This is a genomic window from Hoeflea prorocentri (assembly GCF_027944115.1).
In the GTDB taxonomy this organism is placed as follows: Bacteria; Pseudomonadota; Alphaproteobacteria; order Rhizobiales; family Rhizobiaceae; genus Hoeflea_A; species Hoeflea_A prorocentri.
Genome location: NZ_JAPJZI010000001.1, coordinates 507,441 through 531,482 on the forward strand (window position 1 = coordinate 507,441; position 24,042 = coordinate 531,482).

Annotated in this window: 20 protein-coding genes; 17 read left to right on the forward strand and 3 right to left on the reverse strand. The window is 55.7% G+C overall.

The genetic code is table 11. The features are described 5' to 3' along the window. The 12 genes from OQ273_RS02380 to OQ273_RS02435 all read left to right on the forward strand — a co-directional run bounded on the left by OQ273_RS02380 (window position 1) and on the right by OQ273_RS02435 (window position 13,389). Window positions 1–927 carry an ABC transporter permease gene (locus tag OQ273_RS02380; protein WP_267988871.1) on the forward strand — a complete coding sequence of 309 codons (927 nt, stop codon included), beginning with the start codon at window positions 1–3 and terminating at the stop codon, window positions 925–927. After that, window positions 927–2,753: a dipeptide ABC transporter ATP-binding protein gene (locus OQ273_RS02385; RefSeq protein WP_425493326.1), complete on the forward strand. Its 1,827-nt coding sequence runs from the start codon at window positions 927–929 to the stop codon at window positions 2,751–2,753. The genes OQ273_RS02380 and OQ273_RS02385 overlap by 1 nt, the downstream gene beginning before the upstream one ends. Then, complete coding sequence (locus OQ273_RS02390; protein ID WP_267988873.1) at window positions 2,750–3,532, forward strand: DeoR/GlpR family DNA-binding transcription regulator; 783 nt, start codon at window positions 2,750–2,752, stop codon at window positions 3,530–3,532. The genes OQ273_RS02385 and OQ273_RS02390 overlap by 4 nt, the downstream gene beginning before the upstream one ends. Beyond that, window positions 3,525–4,814: a Zn-dependent hydrolase gene (locus tag OQ273_RS02395; protein WP_267988874.1), complete on the forward strand. Its 1,290-nt coding sequence runs from the start codon at window positions 3,525–3,527 to the stop codon at window positions 4,812–4,814. Before OQ273_RS02390 ends, OQ273_RS02395 begins: the two co-directional genes overlap by 8 nt. Continuing rightward, window positions 4,814–5,773 carry a phosphotransferase gene (locus OQ273_RS02400; protein ID WP_267988875.1) on the forward strand — a complete coding sequence of 320 codons (960 nt, stop codon included), beginning with the start codon at window positions 4,814–4,816 and terminating at the stop codon, window positions 5,771–5,773. Before OQ273_RS02395 ends, OQ273_RS02400 begins: the two co-directional genes overlap by 1 nt. Before the next feature lie 13 nt (window positions 5,774–5,786). Continuing rightward, entirely contained in the window at window positions 5,787–6,728 is a 942-nt protein-coding gene (locus OQ273_RS02405) for a choline kinase family protein (protein ID WP_267988876.1), read from the forward strand. 75 nt (window positions 6,729–6,803) lie between these two features. Beyond that, window positions 6,804–7,583, forward strand: coding sequence for an inositol monophosphatase family protein (locus OQ273_RS02410; RefSeq protein ID WP_271292084.1), 780 nt, complete (start codon window positions 6,804–6,806; stop codon window positions 7,581–7,583). A gap of 300 nt (window positions 7,584–7,883) precedes the next feature. After that, window positions 7,884–8,894, forward strand: coding sequence for a LacI family DNA-binding transcriptional regulator (locus OQ273_RS02415; protein ID WP_267988878.1), 1,011 nt, complete (start codon window positions 7,884–7,886; stop codon window positions 8,892–8,894). A 359-nt stretch (window positions 8,895–9,253) separates the two neighbouring features. Next, window positions 9,254–10,462: an ABC transporter substrate-binding protein gene (locus OQ273_RS02420; RefSeq protein ID WP_267988879.1), complete on the forward strand. Its 1,209-nt coding sequence runs from the start codon at window positions 9,254–9,256 to the stop codon at window positions 10,460–10,462. 149 nt (window positions 10,463–10,611) lie between these two features. Further along, window positions 10,612–11,457 carry a carbohydrate ABC transporter permease gene (locus OQ273_RS02425; RefSeq protein WP_267988880.1) on the forward strand — a complete coding sequence of 282 codons (846 nt, stop codon included), beginning with the start codon at window positions 10,612–10,614 and terminating at the stop codon, window positions 11,455–11,457. After that, complete coding sequence (locus OQ273_RS02430; RefSeq protein WP_267988881.1) at window positions 11,454–12,293, forward strand: carbohydrate ABC transporter permease; 840 nt, start codon at window positions 11,454–11,456, stop codon at window positions 12,291–12,293. The genes OQ273_RS02425 and OQ273_RS02430 overlap by 4 nt, the downstream gene beginning before the upstream one ends. A gap of 49 nt (window positions 12,294–12,342) precedes the next feature. Then, complete coding sequence (locus OQ273_RS02435) at window positions 12,343–13,389, forward strand: ABC transporter ATP-binding protein (RefSeq protein WP_267988882.1); 1,047 nt, start codon at window positions 12,343–12,345, stop codon at window positions 13,387–13,389. A 55-nt stretch (window positions 13,390–13,444) separates the two neighbouring features. On the opposite strand, the gene OQ273_RS02440 is transcribed toward OQ273_RS02435, so the two are convergent. Continuing rightward, window positions 13,445–14,311 (reverse strand): helix-turn-helix domain-containing protein, encoded by an 867-nt coding sequence (locus OQ273_RS02440; RefSeq protein ID WP_267988883.1) that lies wholly within the window; start codon window positions 14,309–14,311, stop codon window positions 13,445–13,447. 187 nt (window positions 14,312–14,498) lie between these two features. On the opposite strand from OQ273_RS02440, the gene OQ273_RS02445 reads away from it, so the two are divergent. The 5 genes from OQ273_RS02445 to OQ273_RS02465 all read left to right on the forward strand — a co-directional run bounded on the left by OQ273_RS02445 (window position 14,499) and on the right by OQ273_RS02465 (window position 20,359). Then, window positions 14,499–15,569 (forward strand): fatty acid desaturase family protein, encoded by a 1,071-nt coding sequence (locus tag OQ273_RS02445; protein ID WP_267993011.1) that lies wholly within the window; start codon window positions 14,499–14,501, stop codon window positions 15,567–15,569. Window positions 15,570–15,579: 10 nt separating this feature from the next. Beyond that, complete coding sequence (locus OQ273_RS02450; RefSeq protein ID WP_267988884.1) at window positions 15,580–15,897, forward strand: MocE family 2Fe-2S type ferredoxin; 318 nt, start codon at window positions 15,580–15,582, stop codon at window positions 15,895–15,897. Next, window positions 15,884–17,086 (forward strand): NAD(P)/FAD-dependent oxidoreductase, encoded by a 1,203-nt coding sequence (locus OQ273_RS02455; protein WP_267988885.1) that lies wholly within the window; start codon window positions 15,884–15,886, stop codon window positions 17,084–17,086. Before OQ273_RS02450 ends, OQ273_RS02455 begins: the two co-directional genes overlap by 14 nt. 10 nt (window positions 17,087–17,096) lie before the next feature. Continuing rightward, the gene (locus OQ273_RS02460) at window positions 17,097–17,888 is read left to right on the forward strand and encodes a 3-methyl-2-oxobutanoate hydroxymethyltransferase (protein ID WP_267988886.1); all 792 of its coding nucleotides are present in this window, start codon (window positions 17,097–17,099) and stop codon (window positions 17,886–17,888) included. Between the two features lie 368 nt (window positions 17,889–18,256). After that, window positions 18,257–20,359, forward strand: a complete 2,103-nt coding sequence (locus tag OQ273_RS02465; protein WP_267988887.1) for a glycoside hydrolase family 31 protein — start codon at window positions 18,257–18,259, stop codon at window positions 20,357–20,359. Between the two features lie 388 nt (window positions 20,360–20,747). Here OQ273_RS02465 and OQ273_RS02470 read toward each other — a convergent pair whose 3' ends face one another. Together OQ273_RS02470 and OQ273_RS02475 are read right to left on the reverse strand one after the other, a co-directional pair. Next, window positions 20,748–22,079: an HlyD family type I secretion periplasmic adaptor subunit gene (locus tag OQ273_RS02470; RefSeq protein WP_267988888.1), complete on the reverse strand. Its 1,332-nt coding sequence runs from the start codon at window positions 22,077–22,079 to the stop codon at window positions 20,748–20,750. After that, window positions 22,076–23,950 (reverse strand): type I secretion system permease/ATPase, encoded by a 1,875-nt coding sequence (locus tag OQ273_RS02475; RefSeq protein WP_267988889.1) that lies wholly within the window; start codon window positions 23,948–23,950, stop codon window positions 22,076–22,078. Before OQ273_RS02475 ends, OQ273_RS02470 begins: the two co-directional genes overlap by 4 nt. Window positions 23,951–24,042 lie beyond the last annotated feature (92 nt).

The following is a 24,042-nucleotide window of genomic DNA, read 5'->3' on the forward strand; positions in this document are numbered from 1 at the left end:
ATGACGGATGTGGTGACAAAAACCGCCGTGCCGCCGCAATTGGCTGGAGCCGCCAATCGTCTCTCACCGACACAGAGGATGCTCAAGGAGGCCTGGACACGCACGTCGTTCAAGGTCGGGTTGTTCGTCTTTGTCGGGTTGATCGCTGCAGCGCTGATCTATCCGGAGTTCAGCTCAACCGATCCGACAAAGATGAATATTCGGGCGCGCTTCGTGCCCCCGCTGTTTCTCGGGGAGAACTGGAGTTGGGCTCACCCGTTCGGCACCGATCATCTCGGACGCGATCTGTTTTTGCGTTGTCTCATTGGTCTTCGGTGGTCGGTCCTGATCGGCTGTTCCAGTGTGATCATGATGTTTGCCATCGGTTGCGGTCTGGGCATGTATGCAGGTTTCAAGGGAAACTGGACTGACACCATCATCATGCGGATCACCGATGCACAACTGTCAATTCCGTTCATCATTCTCGCGATAACCATACTTGGCGTCTCGCGTCCTACGGTCCCCGCCATTATTCTTGTGCTCGGTCTGTCCAGTTGGCCACTTTATGCGCGTGTTGCCCGCAGTGTGACTCTGTCGGAGAAGGGCAAGGAATATATCAGGGCTCAGCGCGTTCTCGGTGCCACAGACTGGCGTATCCTCATTTTGTTTCTGGCGCCTGCGATATTGCCTCCCATAGCATTTGTCGCAGTGCTCGACGTGGCAAGAATGATGATTTTCGAAGCCATTCTCGGCTTCATTGGACTGGGCATCCAGCCGCCAACTCCGTCGTTTGGCAGCATTATCGCAGACGGTCGAAAGTACCTCATAAACGCATGGTGGATTGCCACCATGCCAGGTGTTCTTCTGCTGGTGACGCTGACAAGTCTCAACTTGATGGGCGCGGCGCTCGAAAAGGCGCGTAATGATGTGCTGCGGGGGGCAGCGTGATGTCTCACAAGAGCCTGGCCCTCCAAGCTCAAGGTCTAAGCGTTGGCTTGAGTTATGATCCTTCTGCGAAAATCTTGAATGACGTAAGTTTCGATCTGCAGTCCGGCAATGTTCTCGGTGTCATTGGCGAGGCCGGATCAGGCAAAACGGTCCTGGCACGGGCTTTGATCAATGGACTTTCCGACCCGCTGAAGATCAGCAACGGCGCTGTGTTGTTTCATGGAAGCGACGTCCTGCGATTGAGTGATGCGGAACTGACCGGCATTCGTGGCAATCGTATTGGATACATCGGGTCCAACCCCACCGGAGCTCTGGATCCTACGGTGCCAATTGGAAATCAGATCGTTGAGAAGCTGCGATCGGTTCGCCCGGAGCTCTCGAAAACAAAGGCAACGGAACATGTACTGGATGTATTGAGTGCGGTGCGCATCCCTTCGCCGGAGGTTCGGTTTCACGAGTTTCCATTTCAGTTTTCGGGCGGCATGATGCAACGCGTGATGATCGTGGATGCGTTGGTGACAAACCCTGAAGTTCTGATTGCCGACAATATTACCCAAGCGCTTGATGTGACCGTGGCAGCGCAGATCATTCGCCTGATCAAGGAGCTGAGGGATCAGTTTTCGACCGCGATCCTTTTTATCTCATCCTCCTTGCCAGTCGTAGAGACCATTGCCGATGAGGTTATGGTTCTCCAGGCAGGTAGAATTGTCGAGACAGCCGAGCCCAAAAATCTGATTTCGAGCCCGCAACATGGGTACACAAAATCGATTTTGGAGCGCCTGCCGCGGATATGGGGCGAAGACATTGAGCCTCCCAGGGCGCAGGTCGCACCCACGCTTATGTCGGTGACGGATGTCTACAGAACTTACCATGTCCGCAAGAAAGGCTCTTTCAGCGGGACAAATGCCGTTCAGGCGGTACGTGGGATGTCGATAGATATCCGGCAGGGGGAAAATATCGGCATTGTCGGCGAGTCGGGCTGCGGAAAGTCAACGCTCACACGATTGCTCGCCTGGCTGGAAGAGCCGGACAACGGAGCGATAACTTTCGAAGGTAAGGATCTGTCGCAACTCAGCCGGCAAGAACTGACCAAGATGCGTCAGTCCTTTCAACTTCTTTTGCAGGATCCCTACAGCTCGTTGCCTTCGCGCATGTCAGTGGGACGCATCATAGCAGAACCTCTTCTTATCCACGGAACCTGCCCAAAGGCGGAGATCAAGGATCGTGTTCGGGCAGCGATGACCGAAGTCGGGCTTGATGCTGCGATCGAGAACGAACTGACGGTGGGGCTTGGTGCCGGCGACCGGCAACGCATAAATATCGCGCGTGCTCTGGTGCTTGAGCCAAAGCTCATGATTCTTGATGAGACACTGTCGGCGCTCGATCAGATTGAGCAGTCGAAGCTTTTTGAGCTTTTTGACAAGCTTCAGAAATCACACGGATTTACCTACATATTCATCTCACATGATATGGCGCTTGTGCGCAAGGTCTGCCATCGCATCGCGGTCATGTATCTCGGCCGCGTCGTTGAGTTGGCGGACAATCAGACATTGTTTGAAAATCCGTCCCACCCATATTCGAGGGCGCTGTTGAGCGCCGTTCCCACCTTGGACGACCATCCGTTCAAGTCGCAGGAATACCTCTTGGAAGGGGAGCCACCCAGCCCGGTCCACATACCACCAGGGTGTTCTTACCGCACCCGTTGCCCGCGAGCCTTGGAGATATGTAAAACTGTCGATCCAAGCGCAACGGAATTGCCCGGCGGCGGGCAGGTGTCTTGCCATCTTGCCGATGACAATCAACGGTCCTCGGCGGCGGCTGGATGAAACAGAGACGGAAGAGAACAATGCTCAACAGCCATCGTCACGAATACATTCTGGAAAAACTTCAGGCGAGTGACAAGGTAACGGTCGCCGATCTGATGACGGGGCTGGATGTTTCCGATGAAACGGTTCGGCGTGATCTGAAGGATCTGGAATCGAAGGGGCTGCTTCGTCGCATACATGGCGGAGCGATTGGGGTCGCAAAAATACGCGATGAACCGATCCGGGAACGTGCTCGGAAATCGGCCAAAGAGAAGATTGTTATTGCCCAACGGGCCGTAGAGCTGATCTCAGACCATACGTCAATATTTCTGGACACCGGTTCAACGACCGAAGCTCTGGCAAAGCAGCTCGGCCGGTTCACGGATCTGAAACTCTACACCAACTCCTTGAACGTGGCGCTGGCAGCCCGTGAGCATTTTGGCGTTTCGGTCTTTGTTACTCCAGGTGAACTTCGCAAAGTCGAACTTGATCTCGTGGGCTACGATACTGTCGATTACATACGGAACTACCTTTTTGACACGGTTTTCATGGGTACCGCAGGAGTTGACGGTGAACGCGGGTTTATGGATTTCGAAGAGGATGAATCCCGAATTCGTCAGGCCCTGATGAAAAGTGCGCGCAATAAGGTGATGCTCGCTGACGGCAGTAAATTCGGAAAGACCGCCAATATCTGCACGGCCAGGTTTGAAGCGATCGATCGTCTCGTGACAGATGCCAAGCCGGCGAAGAACTTTTATTCCGTCTTCGAACGATCCGGGATGGACGTGACGCATGGATAGTGTCTTTTCTGACCACAGAGCGCTTCGGCCCCTCCTTTTGGAACTGCTGAATGCGTTTGGAGAGTTCGGCAAGGCCGAAGACGGCGGGTATTCGCGCCTTGCAGCAAGTCCAGAGGAAAAACTGGCGAGAGATCATTTATGTGAGTGGCTGAGAGCGCATGATTTTGCGGTTCTCGTTGATCCCATCGGGAATATCTTCGGTGTTCTTGATCTCGGTGAGGTCGATACCGCACGTGCTTTTTTCTGCGGGTCGCATCTCGATAGCCAGCCCAACGGCGGGAACTATGATGGTTGTCTGGGGGTGGTGTGCGCCTGCATCGCCGCGCTCTTTTTGAAAGACAAGATTGACAGGGACGAGATCAAGCCAACTTTTCGCTACTACGTCGTGGTGTGCTGGACGGGTGAGGAGGGCGCGCGCTTTCAGCCAAGTCTTATTGGCAGCAGTGTCTTTTCAGGTGCCCTCAGTCTTCAGGATGCATGGCGCCTGAAGGACAGCGAAGGTGTAACTCTGAAAGATGCGCTGGCAGCATCAAATTATCTGGGCGCCGACAGCCCTCCGTCGCCTGACCATTATCTCGAACTGCACATAGAACAGGGCCCTGAACTTGAGAAATCGGGAGACCCAGTCGCGTTGGTTGAAGCCTGTTGGGGCGCAGAGAAACTTCGCGTTCTTGCAAAAGGAAAGGCTGCCCACACAGGCCCGACGCCGATGGATGAACGCAACAATGCATTGCTTGCGGCTTCACAACTGGTCGTCTATGCCGAGGAAATTTCCCGACGCTGCGGGGAAACTCTTTATAGTTCAGTCGGCCGCATGGAGCTGGCGCCAAATTCTCCCAATACCGTTGTCGAGCGGGCTGAGCTGTGGCTTGAGTTTCGTTCGCCCGGTGAAGCCGCGTTAAGCGATGCGGTGTCCCAGTTCAAGGATTGTATGTCCGCTGTCTCCGGGCAAACAGGATGCGACCTCTCCATAGTCTCACGCGAGAGCCGAAACATCACTTGCTTCGATGAAGCTTCTATCAGCAATGCCGAGTGTGCTCTTGGTGCATCCAACACCGGCTATCTGAAGCTGAAAACAGTCGCTGGACACGATGCGGTCCGGCTACAGGCTATCTGCCCTTCGACACTTCTGTTTGTTCCATCGAAGGGCGGTATCACACATTCACCGTCCGAATACACAGCCGATGAGGATGTCTGCGCCGGGTTCGACGCCATGGCAGTTGTTCTTGCAAGTCTGATTGCGCGACCGGCGGGAGCTTCCGCTTTCAGGAGGTCTACGTAATGAAAACGCTAGGTTCACCTGGTAATGCGATGGATGAGGCTGCCGAGATGGTCTTGCATGCATTCAGCGTAACAAGGGGACCGGGTGCCACTTATGAGGCAAGCATCGGCTCGGTCGTGTCGCCGGTACACCGGGGTGTCGAGAGCGCTTGCTACAATGTGGATGCGGCCGGCAGCGAGTTTTTTCTGAAAATTCGATATCCGGATATGGCGGACTTGTTTGATGAGACAGTCGTGCACGCAGGTGCCCGACGTGCATCCGATCTTGCGGTCGGAGCGTGTCTCGTAGACGCCCATGAAAAGTCCGGAAGTTATCTTTTTGAACGGCTGGACGAAAACTGGCGTTGGGGCAAAGTCGATGATTTTAGAGACCCTTCGGTCCTTGAAAACACGGTCATTGCAAAAAAGAAGATCCATGGAGGTGATGCGCTGCCGTCAGGCCGTTCTGTCTTTGACACTATCGAATATTACCGAGCCATTGTGGAAGCCGAAAACATCAAGGTCCCGAAGACATCCGCGCGTGTTTTGGAGAAGGTGCGTGAGTGTGCCAAAGCTTTGGCTGCCGCCGGCATCTCTCCGTCGCCCGCGCATGGAGACGGAGTCGCCTCGAACATTATGATTGCGAAATCCGGAGAAGTCTGTCTTGTCGATTTTGACAGCACCGGCAATCATGACCCCTATTTCGATCTTGGAAGTTTAATTGTTGAGATTACGCAGTTTCCGGAGGTGGCGCGCGCCGTGCTGGAAATCTACGACGGCCAGTGCCGCGATGCGCAATTCGGACGCTGCATGCTTTACGGCATTGCCGATGATCTGAAATGGGCACTCTGGGGCTTTATCAGCTTTGCAAGGTCATCCCGCTCGCATGTGGAGTTTGTCAAATACGCGGAATGGCGGATGTTGCGTGCGCTTTTCAATGCAGAAGGTCCAGACTTCGACCGCTGGATGGCAAAGCTTTGAGGAGGTTCATGTGATGTCGCGTCGTCATCTGGGTAAGGCTACCAATGAAGCTGAAAGCAAAGTTGAGGCAGCGATCAGGGCAGTACAGGGTTGGACACTCGATGGGCTTTCCTACGAGCCAGTCCCCGGCGGTATCAGCAATGCAAACTGGCGCATATTTCTGGCCGATCAGGAGCGAACCTATTTTCTGAAGGTGCCCGGTGAAGGCACGGAGCACTTCATTCAAAGAACGGCTGCAAACGAAGCAAGTACCAGGGCTTTCGAGGTCGGCGTCGGGGCCGAGGTCATTCACTTTGACCCGCAATCCGGGGTGGAGGTGTTCGAGTTCATCGATGGCCTGAGAACGTCTACGAATGGAGACTTCCTGGATCGGACTGTTCGTTGCAATGCCGTTAAAGCTTTGAGAGCCTTCAACAATGCCAGGGGACTTGCGCTGCAAAAGACGACCATGGACATGATCGAGGAGCACTTTGATCAAGCCTTGGAATTTGGTGGTTATTTTCCGCAGGATTTCACTTGGATTAACGCCAAATACCGACAGGCCAAAGACGCTCTTATCGCTTCCGGCCTCGATCTGGTCCCATGCATGAATGATACGCTTGCCGGCAACTTTCTCCTGGACGCTGAGAACAATGTCACGCTTGTTGACTTCGAATATGCCTCAAACAACGACCGCTGTGCTGAACTTGCGCTTTGGTTCGTCGAGATGTGCTTTGATCCCGACATCGAGAATGAAGTCATCGAGGAGTATTTTGGATCGGTGGATCCAAGGATCAGCACACGCATAACGATTTTCAAGGCGCTTGTTGATTTGAAATGGGCGACATGGGCAATGGTCCAGAACCGGCTATCCGCACTTGATTTCGACTATTTCAAATATGGTGTGTGGAAACATATGCGCGCACGCCATGTGATGCGCGACCCAAGATGGGATGACTGGTTAAAAGCAGTTTAGCCAAGCCAGCTCCGGATATTTTTTAACCTGAAACCGCGTCACCGAACGTGAGAAATGTAAGCGGAAACGGAAATGATGAGCGCGGTGCTGGAAACGGCAAATGAGGTACAAAGGGAAGCGGCGGTCACGGCTATGAAGCATTTCCGCTCCGGTCTGGACGTTGATCTCAAGTCCGACGAAAGCCCTGTCACCGCCGCCGATCTGGCCATTGAATTCGATGCCCGTGCCCGCATCGAAGCACGCTTTCCCGGTCACGCAATTCTGGGTGAAGAATATGGGGCAGGGGACCTGACCAAGGATCATATTTGGGTCATCGACCCGATAGATGGCACCCGATCCTTCATCTCTGGTCATCCGGCATTCGGGTTTCTCCTCGCCTATCTGGAAAGTGGCCACAACCAGCTCTCCATGGTGTCCATGCCGGCGTTGAATGAGATTTTTGTTGGACAGGCCGGGCAGGGGGCAACGCTCAACGGCACTCCCATTTCCTGTTCGAAGAAGACGGACCTGTCGAAGGCGATTCTTTACATCAATGAGGGTGAGAAGCTCTTTGCCGATCATCCGGAGATTCATAAACGGCTTGTGAAATCGGGACACACAAGACGGTTAGCCTATGATTGTTATCCCCATGCGATGATGGCTGCAGGCTTTGTCGATTGTGTCGTCGACTACGATCTGAAGCCCTTTGACTTTCTTCCGCTTGCCGGTGTGATCGAAGCCGCTGGTGGCACCATCACCGACTGGCAAGGCAATACTCTTGACTTCAATTCGGACGGCAGGGTCGTCTCGGCCGCGACGCCGGAGCTGCACCGCGATTTGCTTGATATTCTGTCTTCGAACGATCCGAACGCGTGAGAGCGGCGACCGTGTATGTCCGAAACGATGATCACCTCCCGAAAACCAAGGATACCCACCGTTTGAGTTCGCCATGGCTGAACACGGCCGTGGATTTCTCGATGCCGTCGATAGCCAGGCGGAACTGATTTGTGTCTCTGGGACATGTTCTTGTGACCTGCGTCCGAGGGTATTGTGTGGACAAGGTGGGGTTAGAGAGCCGCAAAGTCGTCGATACAAACGTCTGCACTTTCGCAAAGGCACTATTCAACCGGGGGGATATAAAATATCTCTGTGCGAGGTATCAGGAGCGGAGTGTCAATGGCGAAGGTTGGGATCAAGCACCTTGCGGAGGAGTTGAACGTGGATGTGTCCACGGTGTCCCGCGCTTTGCGCAATGATCCAAGAGTTAAGCCGGAGACCACCAGGATGGTCCAAAATCTGGCGAAAAAGCTGGGATATCGTCCGAACTCGGCCGCAAGGGCTTTGCGGGGAGGCAAAACCGGCAGGGTGGCCGTTTTGCTCTCTCCGCCGCAACAGCGTTTTGCCAGCCCGGTTTTTCTGGAACTTCTTGCGACCCTGGACGGTTACCTCAGACAGGAGAAAATGTCGCTTGCCGTCTTTGCCGCGCGGGATTGGGATGAAGAGGTGGAGATTGTCCGCTCGGTTGTGGACGATCGCATGGCCGATGCGATCATTCTCGGCCGCACGCGGGTCAACGACGAACGGATCAGATATCTGCTGGACCAAAATGTACCGTTTGTCAGCTTCGGACGCTCGTCCTGGCCGGATGAGCACTCCTGGGTTGAGATCGACTATCTTGAGGCCGGGCAGATCGCGGTTTCCGCCCTGTCGGAAAACCGGCCGGACTCGCTGACCATTGTCGCTGCGTCGGAGGGGCTTCGTTTTGCGGACAACTTCGTCAGGGGCGCCCTTGATGAAGCCAGAGGCCGCGATCTGGATGACATAGCCGTGCGCCGGGTGGAGATGTCGGAGAGCGAGGGAGAAAGACTCGCCAAAGAGGTTCTGACTGAAGCGAGCCGATCTGCATTTGCCTGTATTCAGGATTCACTTGCTTTTGGATTTTATCGTGGCGCTGCCCAACAAGAGCGCAAGATCGGCCGTGAGATTGCGCTTTTCGGCGGCCAGAATTTTCCGGGTGCGGAACATACCGCCCCACCGCTATCGACCTTCTCGACACAGGACAAAAAGGTTGCCGATCTATTGAGCCGGGTCATGATCCGGCGATTGGGCTCGGAAGGTGCGTCTGCCCCACAACACCACACGGTTTCTCCGGAGCCCTTGTTACGGTCATCCCATTTCCTGGAATAGTATCGGTCCGCAACCGACAACCGCGCACTTGCCCGGGTTTGAGTGACCGGAACTCCAGTTTTCCCTAGGGTGCGATATGAAATTCCAATCGTTTGCATAGCTAAAAAACAAAAATACAAACGTTTGTATTGACGATTTAGAGTAAAGCCCATAGTGTCCGGTTATTGGGAGGAGGTTGGCTGAAAATCTGTTTGTGGCGACATGCGCGCCCTTCCGGCACTTCTCGTTTTTATCCGGAAGTGAACACCTGAATTCAAACTGCGTCATTGATACCCGGATATGTTTCAGCGAAAGGCTGGCCCGGCTGTCTGACATAAAACGAAACGCCATAACCATCCTAGCCTTGAGGGAGGAATGATATGAAAAGACTTTTAGTGGCGGCAGTCGCGGCGACGGCAATTGCATCCGCATCGGTCGCGGCCTTTGCCGAAACCAAACTCGATGTCTGGCACGTGATCAATATCGACAAGGACATGGTCCATGACGGGATCAAGTCCTTCAACGAAATCGATCAAAATGTACAGGCGGAAGAACGCATCGTTCCGTTTGCCCAGCTTGAACCTGAACTCTTGAAGGCAATCGCCACCGGCGATGTGCCGGACGCGGTGATGCTGGCAAGCAACTCGGTTCCCGCATTTGTGGTTGGAAACGCGCTGATGGATCTGACCGAAATGGTTGCCGGCTCAGACAAGGTGAATGGCGAGGACTATCACCCCGGTCCCTGGAACTCCGCGCAGTGGGACGGCAAGGTTTACGCGGTGCCGCGCGCGGCGAATACACTCGCCCTCTACTACAATAAGGACCTGCTCGACGAGAAAGGGATTTCCGTTGAATCACTTGGTACATGGGATGGTCTGATTTCGGCCGCAGAAGCGCTTACCGTTCCCGGCGAACGGTTCGGCCTTGCATTCTCAGCGATTGCGACGGAAGAGGGAACGTTCCAGTTTCTGCCTTGGCTGTGGCAAGCCGGCGCGGATATCGATACGCTCGATACACCCGAAGCCGCGTCTGCCCTGCAGGTCTGGGTCGATCTTGTGAAGAACGGTCATTCGTCAAAAGACGTTCTGACGATGCGCCAGTTTGAAGGCACATCCACGTTTATGGCTGAAAACGCGGCCCTGGTCATCTCCGGCCCTTGGGAGCTGCCGCGGATCGAGAAGGACGCCAAGTTCAACTGGGGGGTGCGCACACTACCAGTCAAGGACGGCGTGAATATCGAAGCCTCTGCGCTTGGCGACTATAACTGGGTTATTCCAACCGGGGCCAAGGATCCGGGCGCGTCGTTCAAGTTCATCGAATACATGACCTCCGAGGACGTTGTAAAAAACGCCTGGGACAGCGGACGCCTTTCCGCCCGCGCCGACATCGACGTTCTGGTCAATCAATGGCCTGACGCCTTTGCAACCTTCAACGAGCAGATGAAGTCCGCGCGTCAGCGCGGCCCGGATCCGAAATATGGTGAGAAATCCCGCGTGATCCAGAAGGCCATTCAGCAGGCGATGACCGAGGAACTGACCGTTGAAGCGGCCCTGACCGAGGCTGCAGCGGCCATTGCAAAGATCAAGTAACGCCTAAGACCAGTGCCGATCACTCCGACGCGTGGATTTCGGAGTGATCGGCGCCTCCCGATACGGTAAAAAGCATGGCAGCTATGTTGCTGCTCGGTTGAATCCATCCGCACACATGCATCCAAGACCGCAATGAGGAAATGGGAAAAATGGTAAGAGTTTTTCTGGCCTTGCCCATGGCCTTTCTGCTGATCCTCATCGGATTTCCGGTTCTCTACAACGTCCTGATGAGTTTTCAGGACGTAACGTTGATGACGCTTCCACAATTCATGCGTCCCTGGATTGGAATCAGCAACTACACCACCTTGTTGGGAGAAAAAGTCACCTATGAGGTGTTGGCGAATACGTTTGTCTTTGTCGGCGGCAACGTGGTGTTCCAGATCGCCATAGGCCTCAGCCTGGCGCTGTTTTTTGAACTGAGCTTTCCGGGTGCAAAGTTCATGCGTGGCCTGTTTCTGGTCGCATGGATGCTGCCGCCGCTGGTGATCGGCTCGGTTTGGAAGTGGCTCTTTGCCACGGAATCCGGCGCCATCAATGCGATATTGGGCTCCAATATGAACTGGCTTTCGGACCCGTCAACGGCGCTGTGGGCCGTAACGACAGCGAACATATGGTTTGGAACGCCGTTTTCGATGATCCTGCTGTCCGCCGCGGTGTCCAATGTTCCAAAGGAACTGCTTGAGGCGGCCTCGCTGGATGGTGCCGGCCCGATCCGCCGCTTCATCTACATCACATTGCCTGCAATCTCGGCCAGCCTTCTGGCTGTCGTGAGCCTCACAATCATCTATTCGATGCGCGCCTTCGATGTGATCTGGGCCATGACAAAGGGCGGGCCTGTGGATTCATCGACCATTCTGCCGCTCTTTTCCTATCGGCTGTCCTTTGACGAGTTCAAGTTCGGCGGCGGTGCCGCGGCGGCAAACTTCGCCTTTATCATCGTGTTCATTGTGGCGCTCATCTATGTGCGCTCCATCAAACATGAGAAAATACTATGAGAACGTTTGGCACCTTTACCGGGTACCGGAGCCTGATTCTGTTTGCGATCGGTATCACGCTGGTTTCGATTTACCTGTTCCCGGTTTACTGGATGGTGATCTCAGCACTCAAAACCTCCACGGAAATCTTTGTTCGCCCGCCGACTTTTGTGCCGGAAGCTCCGACGCTTGAAAACTTCCTCTGGATTGCCGAACAGCCGAAGCTGCTGACATTCCTGGCAAACTCATTCATCATTGCGACCTTCACCACCATCATCACCTTGATACTCGGATCCATCGGTGCTTACGCCATGGCCCGCTGGCGTTCATGGGTGGTCGATGCGGCTCTGGTGCTTGTGCTGGTCATGCAGGCATTTCCGGAAGCTCTTTTGGCGACACCACTGTTCCTTTTGTTCAAGCAGGTAGACCTGTTGAACACCTATACCGGCGTCATTTTGGCGACATCCACCAAAACGCTCACACTCGCGCTTGTCGTGCTTCGCCCGATGTTTGCACAGGTGCCAAAGGAGCTGGAGGAAGCGGCGTTCGTTGACGGTTGCAATTCCTTCCAGTCCTTTATCCAGATCGTCTTGCCCATCATGCTGCCCGGACTGCTGGTGATCGGAGCGCTGTGTTTCATCCTCGCCTACGGACAATTCGTCTACCCGCTCTCGCTGACGACACGCGCTGATTTGCATCCGGCAACCGTCGGTCTTTATGGATTTGTCGGTGCTGAATATGCGGATTGGCACCGAGTCATGGCTTATGCAACGATCGTCGTCTCTCCGGTTGTCGTGCTGTTTCTGCTGCTGCAACGGCGCATCGTTGGCGGACTGACCGCAGGAGCCCTCAAATGACCGTTCGTAGAAAATCAAAAGGCTGTCGGAAAAGATCGGAGCTCTGCCAATGGGCCGTCTAAGCATAAAAAATGCCCAGAAGGCATATGGGACCGTCAAGGTCCTGCACGGGATCGACCTTGATATCAATGATGGTGAGTTTGTTGTCCTGGTCGGTCCTTCCGGTTGCGGTAAATCGACCCTTTTGCGGATGATCGCGGGACTGGAATCGATCAGTGGCGGTGCGATCGAAATTGCTGATCGGGAAGTGAACAATGTCGCGCCAAAGAACCGTGACATTGCGATGGTTTTTCAGAACTATGCGCTTTACCCGCATATGACTGTTGCCAGGAATATGGGCTTCTCGCTCAAGATGCGCGGCCTGTCGCGCAAGGAGATCGACGCAAGGATCAAGACGGCTGCCGGCATACTCGGTTTGGACCAGTTGCTTGATCGATATCCCAAGCAGCTTTCAGGTGGTCAGCGGCAACGGGTGGCGATGGGCCGCGCGATTGTTCGCGATCCCGCTGTTTTTCTTTTCGATGAGCCGCTTTCAAACCTCGATGCCAAGATGCGCATCAGCATGCGCGGCGAGATCAAGGAGCTTCACGAGCGCCTAAGGACCACCATCGTTTATGTTACCCACGATCAGATTGAAGCCATGACCATGGCCGACCGAATAGTGATCATGAAAGATGGCGCCATTCAGCAAGTTGGCACGCCAGACGATATCTACAGCGATCCTGCCAACCTGTTCGTCGCCGATTTCATCGGCAGCCCGGCAATGAACCTGATGCAAGGCCGGATTGAAGACGGCGCCTTCAAGTCGGGATCGTCGCTTGTCCTTCAAGTCCAGCAGCCACGCTCCGATGTCGGGCAGATCGTTCTTGGTGTTCGGCCGGAACAGATACAACTTGGTCAGGAAGGTGTCGCGGCAACGGTAAAACGGGTGGAGCCAACGGGATCGGAGACCGTTGTGACCCTCGATGCAGGCGGCGTGACCGTGACGGCCCTGTCCCGATCAGAGAAACATTACCAGGTGGGAGATGCCGAAACGTTCGGTGTGTCTCCCGCGGCATACCGTTTCTTCGACGCGAGCTCCGGACAAAAAGTCTGACGCCTGTCCGGATAAGGTCCGGCGGATCCGGCTGTGTTTGTCGTGGCGGCCTGTCCTATTGACGCTCTCCGGCGTTGGGAGAAATGCCTTCAGTCGAATGCCAGGCCTCGCGTCTCGCCTGCGTTGGCGTCATCCCGGTTCGATCTTTGAAGAGCCGGGAGAAATGGTAGGGATTGGCGAACCCGACCCGCTCCGCGACTTCGGACACGTTCAGTCCCGTGTTTCTCAGAAGGCCATGACCTCTTGTCACCCGCTCATTCCAGAGCCATTGAGCGGGTGTGGGTTTGCCATGTGTTCTGCATAGCCTGACCAGGTAACTCTCCGTCACCTTGGCGGCCCCGGCCATGTCAGTCAGGGATATTTGCCGTGCATAATTCTGTTCGATAAACCGCGCCAGCCTGGCCAGCGGGCGAGGCCTGTTGTAAATCTCCTGCCCGGTCTTGTCTTCCGACCACTGATCGGCAAAGGCGGTGAGATAAGCCTTCACAAGAAGCATCTGCACATCCGGCCAGGATCGATCGGATATCAACTGCGGGGTTTCCTCCATATGGATGCCCGGTCCATTCCTGACAGCTTCGAACAGCCCTCGCATCAATGGTGTTTCGCTTGCAAATTTCGGCAGTATCCCACGCAGATCAAGCATTTTCGATGTTGCGTGATCGCCTTCCGGTGAAATCGCGATCCACCGGTGACTGGAGGCCTGATGCTTGTCGAACACATAGGTTTCGCGAAATCCCGGCCATTGACAGCAGACCTGGCCGGGATGAAGCGTGATTTTTGTGCCGTCCGTATCGATTGAAACGGACCCGTGATCCAACATCACCAGTTGTAAGCCGGTCTGTATCCTGGGCCCCAAAGAGCGGCCCGGAGCGTAATTGATCTGACCGGTCTCAATTCGCTTGATCTCTCCAATGTCAATCATGGATATTTTTCGGCTCCTCTCAGATATGGGAAATGCATAGCTGATCAGACATTATTTTTGCAAGTGACGACCTCCCAGTGCCCGGCTCTCGAGGATTGGATCAAGGCTTGCAGATCTCAATCCGAGGCACGAGAGCCGGGCCACATGGAGGCCGGCTGGCTTGAGGAGGCTGCGGACAGTGAAGACAATGAGGGACTACTCGCTTGTGGGTGCAAGCACGAAGTCGGCCGAAGAAACCGGTTTGGTGTCGGCCGAGTGGTATATGTCGGATGTACCCCGCAAGACGATGAAAGACCTCATGCGCCGGACTGACGGCCCCGCTATCCGTGACACGATCATCTGGTTCGGTTTGCTGCTGGCGACAGGCGTTGGAGCCTATCTGCTATGGCCGAGCTGGTGGTGTCTGCCTTTGTTTATCACTTACGGTGTCCTCTACGGCTCGGTGTCGGATTCCCGTTGGCACGAGTGTTCTCATCGGACCGCATTCAAGACAAGGTGGATGAATGACGTCATCTATGAAATCGCCTGTTTCATGATCATCCGGAACCCGACCGTTTGGAGATGGAGCCATACGCGCCACCACACGGATACCTATATTGTCGGCCAGGATCCGGAAATTGTCGTTATGCGGCCTCCGGATCTGTTTCGAGTGATCCTGAGCTTCTTCGGCCTTGAGGGCGCACTTGGCAACGTCAAGGACATGTTCCGGTATAGCGTCGGCATCATCAATGACGAAGAGAAGAGCTTTATTCCAGAAACAGAGCGCTACAAGGTTGTGCGCACAGCCAGAATTTGGGTTCTGATCTATGCCTCCGTCATTGGTCTGGCAATCTGGTCACTGAGCATCCTCCCGCTGATGTTTGTCGGGCTTCCGCGCTTTTATGGCGGCTGGCATGTGCCGCTGACCGGACTGCTCCAGCATGGCGGGCTTGCAGACAATGTTCTCGATCATCGGCTGAACTCCCGGACCGTCTACATGAACCCGATCAGCCGATGGATCTATTGGAATATGAACTACCACATCGAGCATCACATGTTTCCAATGGTCCCGTACCATCGCCTTCCCGAACTCCATGAGCTTTTAAAGAACGACATGCCCGCGCCTGATACATCGATGTTGGCAGCGTACCGAAAAGTCATCCCGGTGTGGCTGCGCCAATTGAAATATGAGGACCACTTCCTGAAGCGGGAACTGCCGCCGACTGCAAAGCCCTACAAGGAATTCAAGGAAGAGCTGCCAGCGGCTGCAAATGCATGAGGGAGGAACAATGGGAAACTGGGTAGAGGCGTGTGCTGCGGATGATATCGATGGGGAGGACTTGATCCGTTTTGATTATGACGGTCATTCCTATGCCATTTACCGCAGCCCGGAGGATGAGTATTTCGCCACCGACGGCTTGTGTACCCACGAACAGGTGCATCTGGAAGATGGTCTCGTGATGGGCGATACCATCGAATGCCCCAAGCACAACGGTGTCTTCAACTATAAGACCGGCGAAGCCAAGGGCGCACCCGTCTGCGTGAATTTGAAGACTTATGCGGTAAAGGTCGAAGGCGGCTCGGTATTTATCGATGTCGGCCGCTGACGAGGCAATCGCCATTGTCGGCGCCGGGGAATGCGGGGTCGCGGCGGCCTTCGCGCTGCGCGATCTCGGACACCACGCCGGCATTTCCCTGATTGGAGATGAGCCGCACATACCGTACGAGCGGCCGCCCTTGTCAAAGACGGTACCGGCATCACTGAAGCCCATTCGTGACAGCAGCGATTATGATGCTGCGGACATTACTCTGCTGAGAGGTCATGCGGTTGCCGGAATTGACCCGGAAGCCCAATGCCTCCGTTTCTTCGACGGGGGCACGCTTCAATTTGAAAAGCTGCTTCTCGCAACAGGTGCAAGGCCTCGCGTGTTTCCCGGCCTTGAACAGGCTCGGACCTTTCGGACGCTCGATGATGCGGACGCGATCCTTTCCGCCCTGTCCGCTCAAACGCGGCTTGTTGTCATCGGCGGCGGGTTTATCGGTCTGGAACTGGCCGCCTGTGCCCGCTTGCTTGGAGCGAGTGTCACCGTTCTTGAAGCAGGCGCGCGGACCATGGCGCGTGCCGTGCCGCCATCCATCTCCGACTATGTGGCCACTCGACATAAACAGGAAGGTGTCGACATTCGTTACGGGGCACATGTGAGCGATATTTGCGGCGGTGAAGTTCGCTGCCTGGACGGTCGGACCTTTGCCCATGATGTTGTCGTTGCCGGCACGGGATCGTGGCCAAATGTGGAACTGGCTGCGGACGCAGGCCTTGCCATCGACAATGGTATTGTCGTCGACCAGAAGTTTCTGACATCAAGCCCGGGAATCTATGCCGCCGGCGACTGCTGCTCTTTTCCTTACAATGGGCGGCATATCAGGCTCGAGAGCTGGCGTGCGGCGCGGGAGCAGGGACGTAGCGTGGCGGCAAGCATGCTGGGCCATGACATCGCCCACGAAGACATCCCATGGCTATGGTCGGATCAATATGACCTTGGCCTCCAGGTCGTCGGCCTTCCGGCGGGCACGGAGATTTCCGCCCGTCGTCCGGTCGCGGATGCCCATGGTTTCATCGATATTCAATGTGACGGACGAGGCCGGATCGTATTCGCGGCCGGTGTGGGGAAGGGCAACAAGATCGCAAAGGACATGAGGCTGTTGGAGATGATGATTCGAAAGCAAGCCAGGCCCACTCGCGCCGCGCTGGCAGATCCGTCAACCAATCTTAAGGCGCTTTTGAAAGCGGCATAGGGAGACAAACATGGGCAGGCCAACCGTCGCGGACATTCGCGCACTCAAGGGCAAACGCAAACTGAGCATGCTCTATGTTCAGACAACCGATGAAGCGGCGGCGGCGAGCAAGGCCGGCATTGATATGCTGTGCGTTCTGTTGACCAACTGGACGATGGAAATGCGCGAGGCGGCAGGCGACTGCTTCGTGCAGGTCGGTTTTCCCTACTACAAAATCGTCACGATCGAAGAGCATCAACGCGCGGCCAGGGACGCGCTGGTCATCGGTGGCGACAGTATTTACTGTGCGTCCTCCTATGCCACACTGAAGACCCTTGCAGATGACGGCATCCCCGTTGTTGGGCATGCGGGATTGATCCCCCAGAAACGAACCTGGACGGGTGGCTGGAAGGCCGTCGGCAAAACGGCTGAAAGCGCGAGGCAGGTCTTCGATCATGTCAAGAAGATTGAAGAGATCGGCTGTTTCGGTGTGGAGCTTGAAGTGGTGCCAGATCGTGTTGCGGAAGAAATCGCAAAGCGGACCAGTCTGGTCATTCTCGGTATGGGTGCCGGACCCCACTGCGATGCCCAATATCTGTTTGCCGATGATGTGCTGGGATGTACCAGGGGCCGTGTCCCCAGACACGCTAAAACCTATCGCGATTTTGATCGCGAATACAAACGTTTGCAGGTAGAGCGCATCGCCGCGTTTCAGGAGTTCAAGCAGGACGTCGACGGCGCGGCCTATCCCGCAAGCGAACACATCGTGCCGATCAGCGACGATGAGCTGAAGAGCTTCAAATCCATGTTGGATGACGCCTGACGCAGTATTCATTTGAACACGGACGTGCTGAATGGGCTCGAGCCTCCAGTCACAAACTCTACCCGTTTCGGTGTATATTGGAAGTTGATCCTCTGAAAGGATCATGAACTCATCATTTCGTCCATCACCCGCTTTCGGTTTCAATGGGTTACCGCGTAAAGAGAAAATACAAACGTTTGTATTGACCGGTTTTTGAAGAGTGGCTATCGTTCACAGATGGGAGGAAACCGGTGACACGCTTTCGTCGCCTGCGCATCGCGTGTGTCGACCGACAACCCTCAATAGTTACCAATACCGTGCTGTGCCGCAATGAGCTGCAGGGTCGGAGACCTGTGCGCGTGGCTCGCGATCTGTTGCCTGGAGGGCCAATGACAAGGAAAATTGCTTCACCGTTTACTGAAGATAACGGCGCTTTGGTCGCCCGCTTTCTGGGGGAGACGCTCCACATCATGCCGTGGGGTGATGATGGGCTTCGCGTACGCGCATCTCCCGGACCCGTGATCAGAGAAGCACCGGTGAGTGCCCTGGTGCGTGGAGAGGGGGGGAGCGGGGAGAGCCCGCCAAAAATTGATATTGATTGCGAAGCCGCTTCCATCACGAACGGACGAGTGACTGCTCGTCTCAAGGTGGTGACGCGATATGGCGCCGAGATCAAGCGTGAAGTTGTGGTCAGCTATGTGCGCTCGGATACGGGCGAGGAACTGCTTGCTGAAACGCGAAGCCATTTTGCAGGCCCGAAGACGCGCAACTTTAAAGGCCAGATCGGCGGGGCCTTCAAACTGGAAGCGACTTTCAAGTCCTATGACGATGAGTTTCTGCACGGTCTCGGCCAGCCGCAACATGGCAAGGCCAACCTGAAAGGTGTGTCAACGACACTTATGCAGCAGAATGCACATGCCGTTATTCCCTTCGTCATATCGTCGCGCGGATACGGTTTCCTGTGGAACAACCCGGCCGTGGGGCGTTGCGAGTTTGCTTCCAACATCACTCGGTGGACCGCAGAGGCAACACGGTGTCTGGATTACTGGATCACCGCGGGCGACAACGACCGCGAAGTTCTCAGCGCCTATCACAAGGTTACCGGGCATTCGCCCGTTTTGCCGCAATGGGCCACCGGTTTCTGGCAATGCAAACTCAGATATCGCACCCAGGAAGAGCTCCTGAACGTAGCCCATGAATACAAGCGCCGCGGATTGCCGCTCTCTTGCATCGTGATCGACTTTTTCCACTGGACCCGGCAAGGCGACTGGAAGTTTGATCCTGCGGAATGGCCGGACCCGAAGGGTATGGTCAAGGAACTGCGCTCAATAGGTGTTGAGCTCATGGTGTCGGTCTGGCCCACAGTCTCAGTGACATCGGAGAACTACAAGGAGTTGAATGAGCGGGGCATGTTGATCACCACGGATCGGGGTGTCGATGCTGTGGTCGGGCTAATCGACAAAGATCCGTTCGGACCAATGTATCTGACCTATTACGATGCCTTCAATCGCGAAGCCCGCGATTTCCATTGGTCCACCGTCAAGCGCAACTATGTAGACAATGGCATCGATCATTTCTGGATCGATGCGTGTGAACCGGAGATGCGCCCGGCCAATCCTGAGAACGTGCGCACGGCGCTCGGCAATGGCGCGGAGGTCATGTGCGCCTATCCGCTGTTGCACGAGAAACGCTTTCGCGAGGGGCTGAACAAGGAAGGCCGCGATGGCGTGTTGCTGTGTCGTTCTGCCTGGGCCGGCTCTCATGCCCACGGGGTTATTCTCTGGTCGGGAGACATCTGGTCGAACTGGGAGTGGTTCCGTGCGCAAATCCCCGCCGGTTTGCACTCCGGAATGTCAGGGCTCGGATGGTGGACGACGGATATCGGCGGATTTTACGACGGGCAGGGCAATCGCCCCGAATTCCGTGAACTGCTGGTGCGGTGGTTCGAGTTCGGTGTCTTTTCGCCCATTTGCCGTCTGCACGGCTTTCGCATTCCGGACGATATTCCAGCACCGGGGCCGGGCGAAGAGGTTACGTATGGTGAAGACACGGTTCGCCTGTTTATCGAATCCGGAGGTTCGAACGAAGTTTGGTCCTTCGGCGGAGAGGTGGAAGCCGTTTTGACGAAGCTGCTGCAGGTCAGAGAAGATCTGCGACCTTATCTGCAGGATTGTTTTGTAGAGTTCTCCAAAAGCGGCATGCCGGTGATGGCTCCCATTTACTTGCATTTTGAAGAGGAGATCCGGTCACGTGAAGATGCAGGGCGATACATGCTTGGGCCGGACATACTGGTCGCGCCTGTGCTCGATGCAGGAACGGAGACGATGAAGGTTGCCCTGCCTAAAGGCGAGGATTGGGTACATGCCTGGACAGGAGCCGAATATCGGGGTGGCGAAGTCGCTGATGTCGCCTGCCCTTGGGGTGAGTGCCCCGTCTTTGTACGCGCGACCGCCTCCTCAAAGGTGAAAGATGCATTCCCTGCGCTTGGCTGAGGCGTGAACGACGCGGATTGCGCGTAGCGACAGAGAGGCTAGCCAGTGCCCACTTTCAGGTGACCCAATTCCTGATTGCGGGAGGAAATTCCCTGTTCTTGAAATGTCAGGATCGCATGGGAACATCCCGCCTTCCGGACAGCAGTGGCAAAAACAGTGAGATATTGGTGCCGAACATGCCGATTTTCCCTGCATCTTTCCGATAGCGTGGAGTTTCAGCGGAGACGGGCTCGCGGCTGACTGTGTCCATCACCATTCAGTCTCTGCGCGATGAAAAGAAAAATGATTGTTCATGACCTGGGGTTAGAAGTTCGTTGGCATCGAAGTGTCGGATGCGAACAGGAGCTGGGACAATCGGGGACCAGGTCACCGGCGATGAAACGTTCAGTCATCTCTCGCGAAAGGCGCGGTGGAACGAGTCTGTGATTGGCTTTACGAGATATTCCAGGAACGTACGCTTTTCCGTGGCAATAAGCACTTCTGCGGACATGCCGGGATAAATCTGGCCGGAAGCCAATTCCACGGGCAGATCGTCCGTAATGGACAGCCGGGCAGCAAAGTACTCCCGGCCTGTTGCTTTATCCTGCAACCTGTCCGGTGAAACGAAGACCACCGTTGCCTCAACCTGCGGCGTCATGCGTGTATTGAGTGCCACAAGCCGCAATTGTGCGTCCTGTCCAACACGAACCGCGTCGATATCTTCAGGGTCGAGCCGGGTTTCAACAATCAACTCCGAACTTGTCGGCAACAGTTCAGCGAGGACTGCTCCCGCACCGACAACACTGCCCGGTGATGTGTGCGGAAGGTGCACGATCAGACCATCGGCAGGTGCCGTGACAACCAGCCGCTCGAGCACATGCCAGGCCGCTACGATCTGCTCCTCAAGACGGCCGATCTCCGTGCTCATGTTGCTCAATTCCGACAACGCCTGCTCCACCCGCTCGATATCGACGCGAACCAGTTGTTCTTCGGCCTCGACGATACGCGATTGCGCTTGTTCGGTCTCCGACACCAGCGACCCGATCTGCCCGACGAGGCTGGCCTGTGAACGCAGCAAGGCTGTGTATTCGCTTCGTTTCGCCAGACCTTTGTCCAGCAAAGTACGCTTGCGTTCGATTTCCTCAATGATCAGCGCCTTTTGTTCCTCAAGTGCAAGGCGTTGGCTTTCGTAACCGGCAATGCTTTGCCTTGCCGCCGCAACCCGTTGACGAAGGATTACCTCCTCGGATTGGTAGCGTGACAGCCGAGCCCGAAACTCGTGAGCCTGTTCATCCAACAGGTGCTGCAGCTTGTGGCGGTCGGCAAGGACAAGCAGGCTGTCATCAAAGACCATCGCCGCTGATTTGTCGCGCTGGCTTTCAAGCCGCGCCTGCCGCGCCAGAAGGCCGATCCATCTTTTGATGTGCATGTTCAGTTCCGCGCGCTTTGCGGTGTCATCCAGGGTAACCAGGGGTGCACCGGAAGCGACGCGTTCCCCTTCGCTCACATGCACCTTGCTGATAATGCCGCCTTCAAGATGCTGGATTTCATTGTTGTTTCCCGCCGCTTCGACGACGCCCGGCACAATCACCGCTCCGGCAAGCGGTACGCCGGCCGCCCAGATGCCAAATCCGCCCAGGAAAAGTGCGATCAGGGCGTAGCCTGTCAGGGATACTGCACGAATGCCGGTGCGTATCGTGACGGCCCAGTTTTCGTTGTTCTTTGCGTCGTTGGCTTTCATTGCAGATCGACCGACGTTGCCGTCGCTCCCTTGTTTGTTGCGGTGACTGAAGCAATCGGCGCAACGTCCATATCGGCTTTCGATGATGGGCGCTGCATACGGGTTTGCTCCGCGGCAAGTTGGGGTTTGGATCCTGAACCAAGGCGCTTCAGGACATCTGACCGTAAACCGTAATCCTCGACCGCCCCTGCGTTGAGGACTAGGAGCCGGTCGACCTTGCGCACAATTGCTTTGCGCTGCGTGACAATCAAAACGGTGGTTCCCGCTTCGCGTGCCATATCAATGGCGCGCTCGAGCGCCTTCTCCCCGGCATCGTCCAGATGTGCGTTGGGTTCGTCCAGAACAAGCAGACGCGGTTGCCCGAAAAAGGCGCGCGCCAAACCGATCCGTTGACGTTGACCGCCGGACAGTGTCAGTCCCCGCGGCCCGATCATCGTGCCATAGCCGTCCGGCATGGTCTGGATCAGATCATGAACCTGAGCCCGTTTGGCGGCATCGATGATGGCGGCATCGCCGGCATCGGGATCAAACCGGGCAATGTTCTGCGCGATCGTTCCGGGCAGGAGTTCGATATCCTGTGGCAGGTAGCCAATATGTTGCCCCAAGCTTTCGGGCGCCCAATGCGTTATATCGGCGCCGTCGATCCGCACGCAGCCGTTACCGGGCGTGATCGCCCCGACAATCATCCTGGCCAGTGTCGACTTGCCTGCGCCGCTTGGCCCCACGATACCGACGGCGGCACCTGCGGGTACCTCAAAACTGATCCGGTTGAGCAGTGTGCGCGGCGTGCCCCGAGCGCCCGTTGTGGCCGCATATTGCACGTCTTCCATCCGCAGTGTTCCCTTCGGGGCCGGCAGTTCGATGTGCTCATGCGCTGTGGCTTTCTTGGCGATCGCCTTGTTGAAACGGCGCCATGCAGCGTGAACGTCGACATATTGACGCCAGCCACCAATCAGCTGGTCAATCGGCTGCAATCCGCGCCCCGAAATGATTGACGCCGCAAAAATCATGCCGGCCGTCATTTCCGAGCGCAAAACCAAAAGCGCGCCAAAACCCAGGACCGCAATCTGGAGAGACAGGCGGACAAAGCGCGAAAGCCCTGCAAACATCGCGTTGGTTTTCGAAACATGATCAGCCTCGCTGAGAGATTGTCCATGCTGCAGACCAAAGACTTCGATCACGTTGTTTGTCATACCCATCGCTTGCAACGTGTCCGCGTTGCGCACGAAGGACTGAGCGGTCGACATCGCGGCCATGCCTCTTTCGGTTTCTTTCCCAGCCCGTTTTGCAGTCACCATCTGGTTGGCGATGGCCAAGCCCGCCAGGAGCAAAGCGCCAACCGCCGTTAGCGAGAACAGCATGGGGTGGATAAACCAGAGCAATGCGATGAACATCGGTGCAAATGGCAGATCGAACAGCGCAAACACTGTGCGCGATGCAATAAAGCTGCGTATGGAAGCAAGATCGCGCAGCGACTGGATGTCGCCCAATGGCGCGCGATCCGAACGCATCGCTGCCAGCATTGCCTTGCGCGTGTTGGCGATATCGAACCGCGCTGCAATGCGGGCGGCATAGATGCTGCGTACGACCTCCAGTCCGGCCACGAGTCCGAGTGCGAATACAGCCATGATGGACAAATAGATGAGCGTCTCCCGGCTGGCCGATGGCAGCACGCGGTCGTAAACCTGCAGCATATAGATCGGCACCACGAGCATCAGCGCGTTGATCGCAAACGAGAAAATTCCGATCTCCGTGAACGGGCGCTTCAACCCCGCGCGCTGATTGTCGCGGACCCGGACCGGAACGCCAGAGGCGGTTTCGATCTTTTCAGTAATTTCGCGATCGGTTGTTGCTTCATTTCCGGTTGTCATCACAGGCGCCTCCAAAAACGCGACTGGCCCTTAGATACCGGTTCTGAGGCTCGATGCACGGGCGCATCGGCATGGCGCGATATGCCGAAGGA

What these genes read in the sequence shown, in the direction of transcription:
- OQ273_RS02380 (WP_267988871.1), top strand. Translation starts at nt 1, where the DNA reads ATGACGGATGTGGTGACAAAAACCGCCGTGCCGCCGCAATTGGCTGGA.
- OQ273_RS02385 (WP_425493326.1), top strand. Translation starts at nt 927, where the DNA reads ATGTCTCACAAGAGCCTGGCCCTCCAAGCTCAAGGTCTAAGCGTTGGC.
- OQ273_RS02390 (WP_267988873.1), top strand. Translation starts at nt 2,750, where the DNA reads ATGAAACAGAGACGGAAGAGAACAATGCTCAACAGCCATCGTCACGAA.
- OQ273_RS02395 (WP_267988874.1), top strand. Translation starts at nt 3,525, where the DNA reads ATGGATAGTGTCTTTTCTGACCACAGAGCGCTTCGGCCCCTCCTTTTG.
- OQ273_RS02400 (WP_267988875.1), top strand. Translation starts at nt 4,814, where the DNA reads ATGAAAACGCTAGGTTCACCTGGTAATGCGATGGATGAGGCTGCCGAG.
- OQ273_RS02405 (WP_267988876.1), top strand. Translation starts at nt 5,787, where the DNA reads ATGTCGCGTCGTCATCTGGGTAAGGCTACCAATGAAGCTGAAAGCAAA.
- OQ273_RS02410 (WP_271292084.1), top strand. Translation starts at nt 6,804, where the DNA reads ATGAGCGCGGTGCTGGAAACGGCAAATGAGGTACAAAGGGAAGCGGCG.
- OQ273_RS02415 (WP_267988878.1), top strand. Translation starts at nt 7,884, where the DNA reads ATGGCGAAGGTTGGGATCAAGCACCTTGCGGAGGAGTTGAACGTGGAT.
- OQ273_RS02420 (WP_267988879.1), top strand. Translation starts at nt 9,254, where the DNA reads ATGAAAAGACTTTTAGTGGCGGCAGTCGCGGCGACGGCAATTGCATCC.
- OQ273_RS02425 (WP_267988880.1), top strand. Translation starts at nt 10,612, where the DNA reads ATGGTAAGAGTTTTTCTGGCCTTGCCCATGGCCTTTCTGCTGATCCTC.
- OQ273_RS02430 (WP_267988881.1), top strand. Translation starts at nt 11,454, where the DNA reads ATGAGAACGTTTGGCACCTTTACCGGGTACCGGAGCCTGATTCTGTTT.
- OQ273_RS02435 (WP_267988882.1), top strand. Translation starts at nt 12,343, where the DNA reads ATGGGCCGTCTAAGCATAAAAAATGCCCAGAAGGCATATGGGACCGTC.
- OQ273_RS02440 (WP_267988883.1), bottom strand. Translation starts at nt 14,311, where the DNA reads ATGATTGACATTGGAGAGATCAAGCGAATTGAGACCGGTCAGATCAAT.
- OQ273_RS02445 (WP_267993011.1), top strand. Translation starts at nt 14,499, where the DNA reads ATGAGGGACTACTCGCTTGTGGGTGCAAGCACGAAGTCGGCCGAAGAA.
- OQ273_RS02450 (WP_267988884.1), top strand. Translation starts at nt 15,580, where the DNA reads ATGGGAAACTGGGTAGAGGCGTGTGCTGCGGATGATATCGATGGGGAG.
- OQ273_RS02455 (WP_267988885.1), top strand. Translation starts at nt 15,884, where the DNA reads ATGTCGGCCGCTGACGAGGCAATCGCCATTGTCGGCGCCGGGGAATGC.
- OQ273_RS02460 (WP_267988886.1), top strand. Translation starts at nt 17,097, where the DNA reads ATGGGCAGGCCAACCGTCGCGGACATTCGCGCACTCAAGGGCAAACGC.
- OQ273_RS02465 (WP_267988887.1), top strand. Translation starts at nt 18,257, where the DNA reads ATGACAAGGAAAATTGCTTCACCGTTTACTGAAGATAACGGCGCTTTG.
- OQ273_RS02470 (WP_267988888.1), bottom strand. Translation starts at nt 22,079, where the DNA reads ATGAAAGCCAACGACGCAAAGAACAACGAAAACTGGGCCGTCACGATA.
- OQ273_RS02475 (WP_267988889.1), bottom strand. Translation starts at nt 23,950, where the DNA reads ATGACAACCGGAAATGAAGCAACAACCGATCGCGAAATTACTGAAAAG.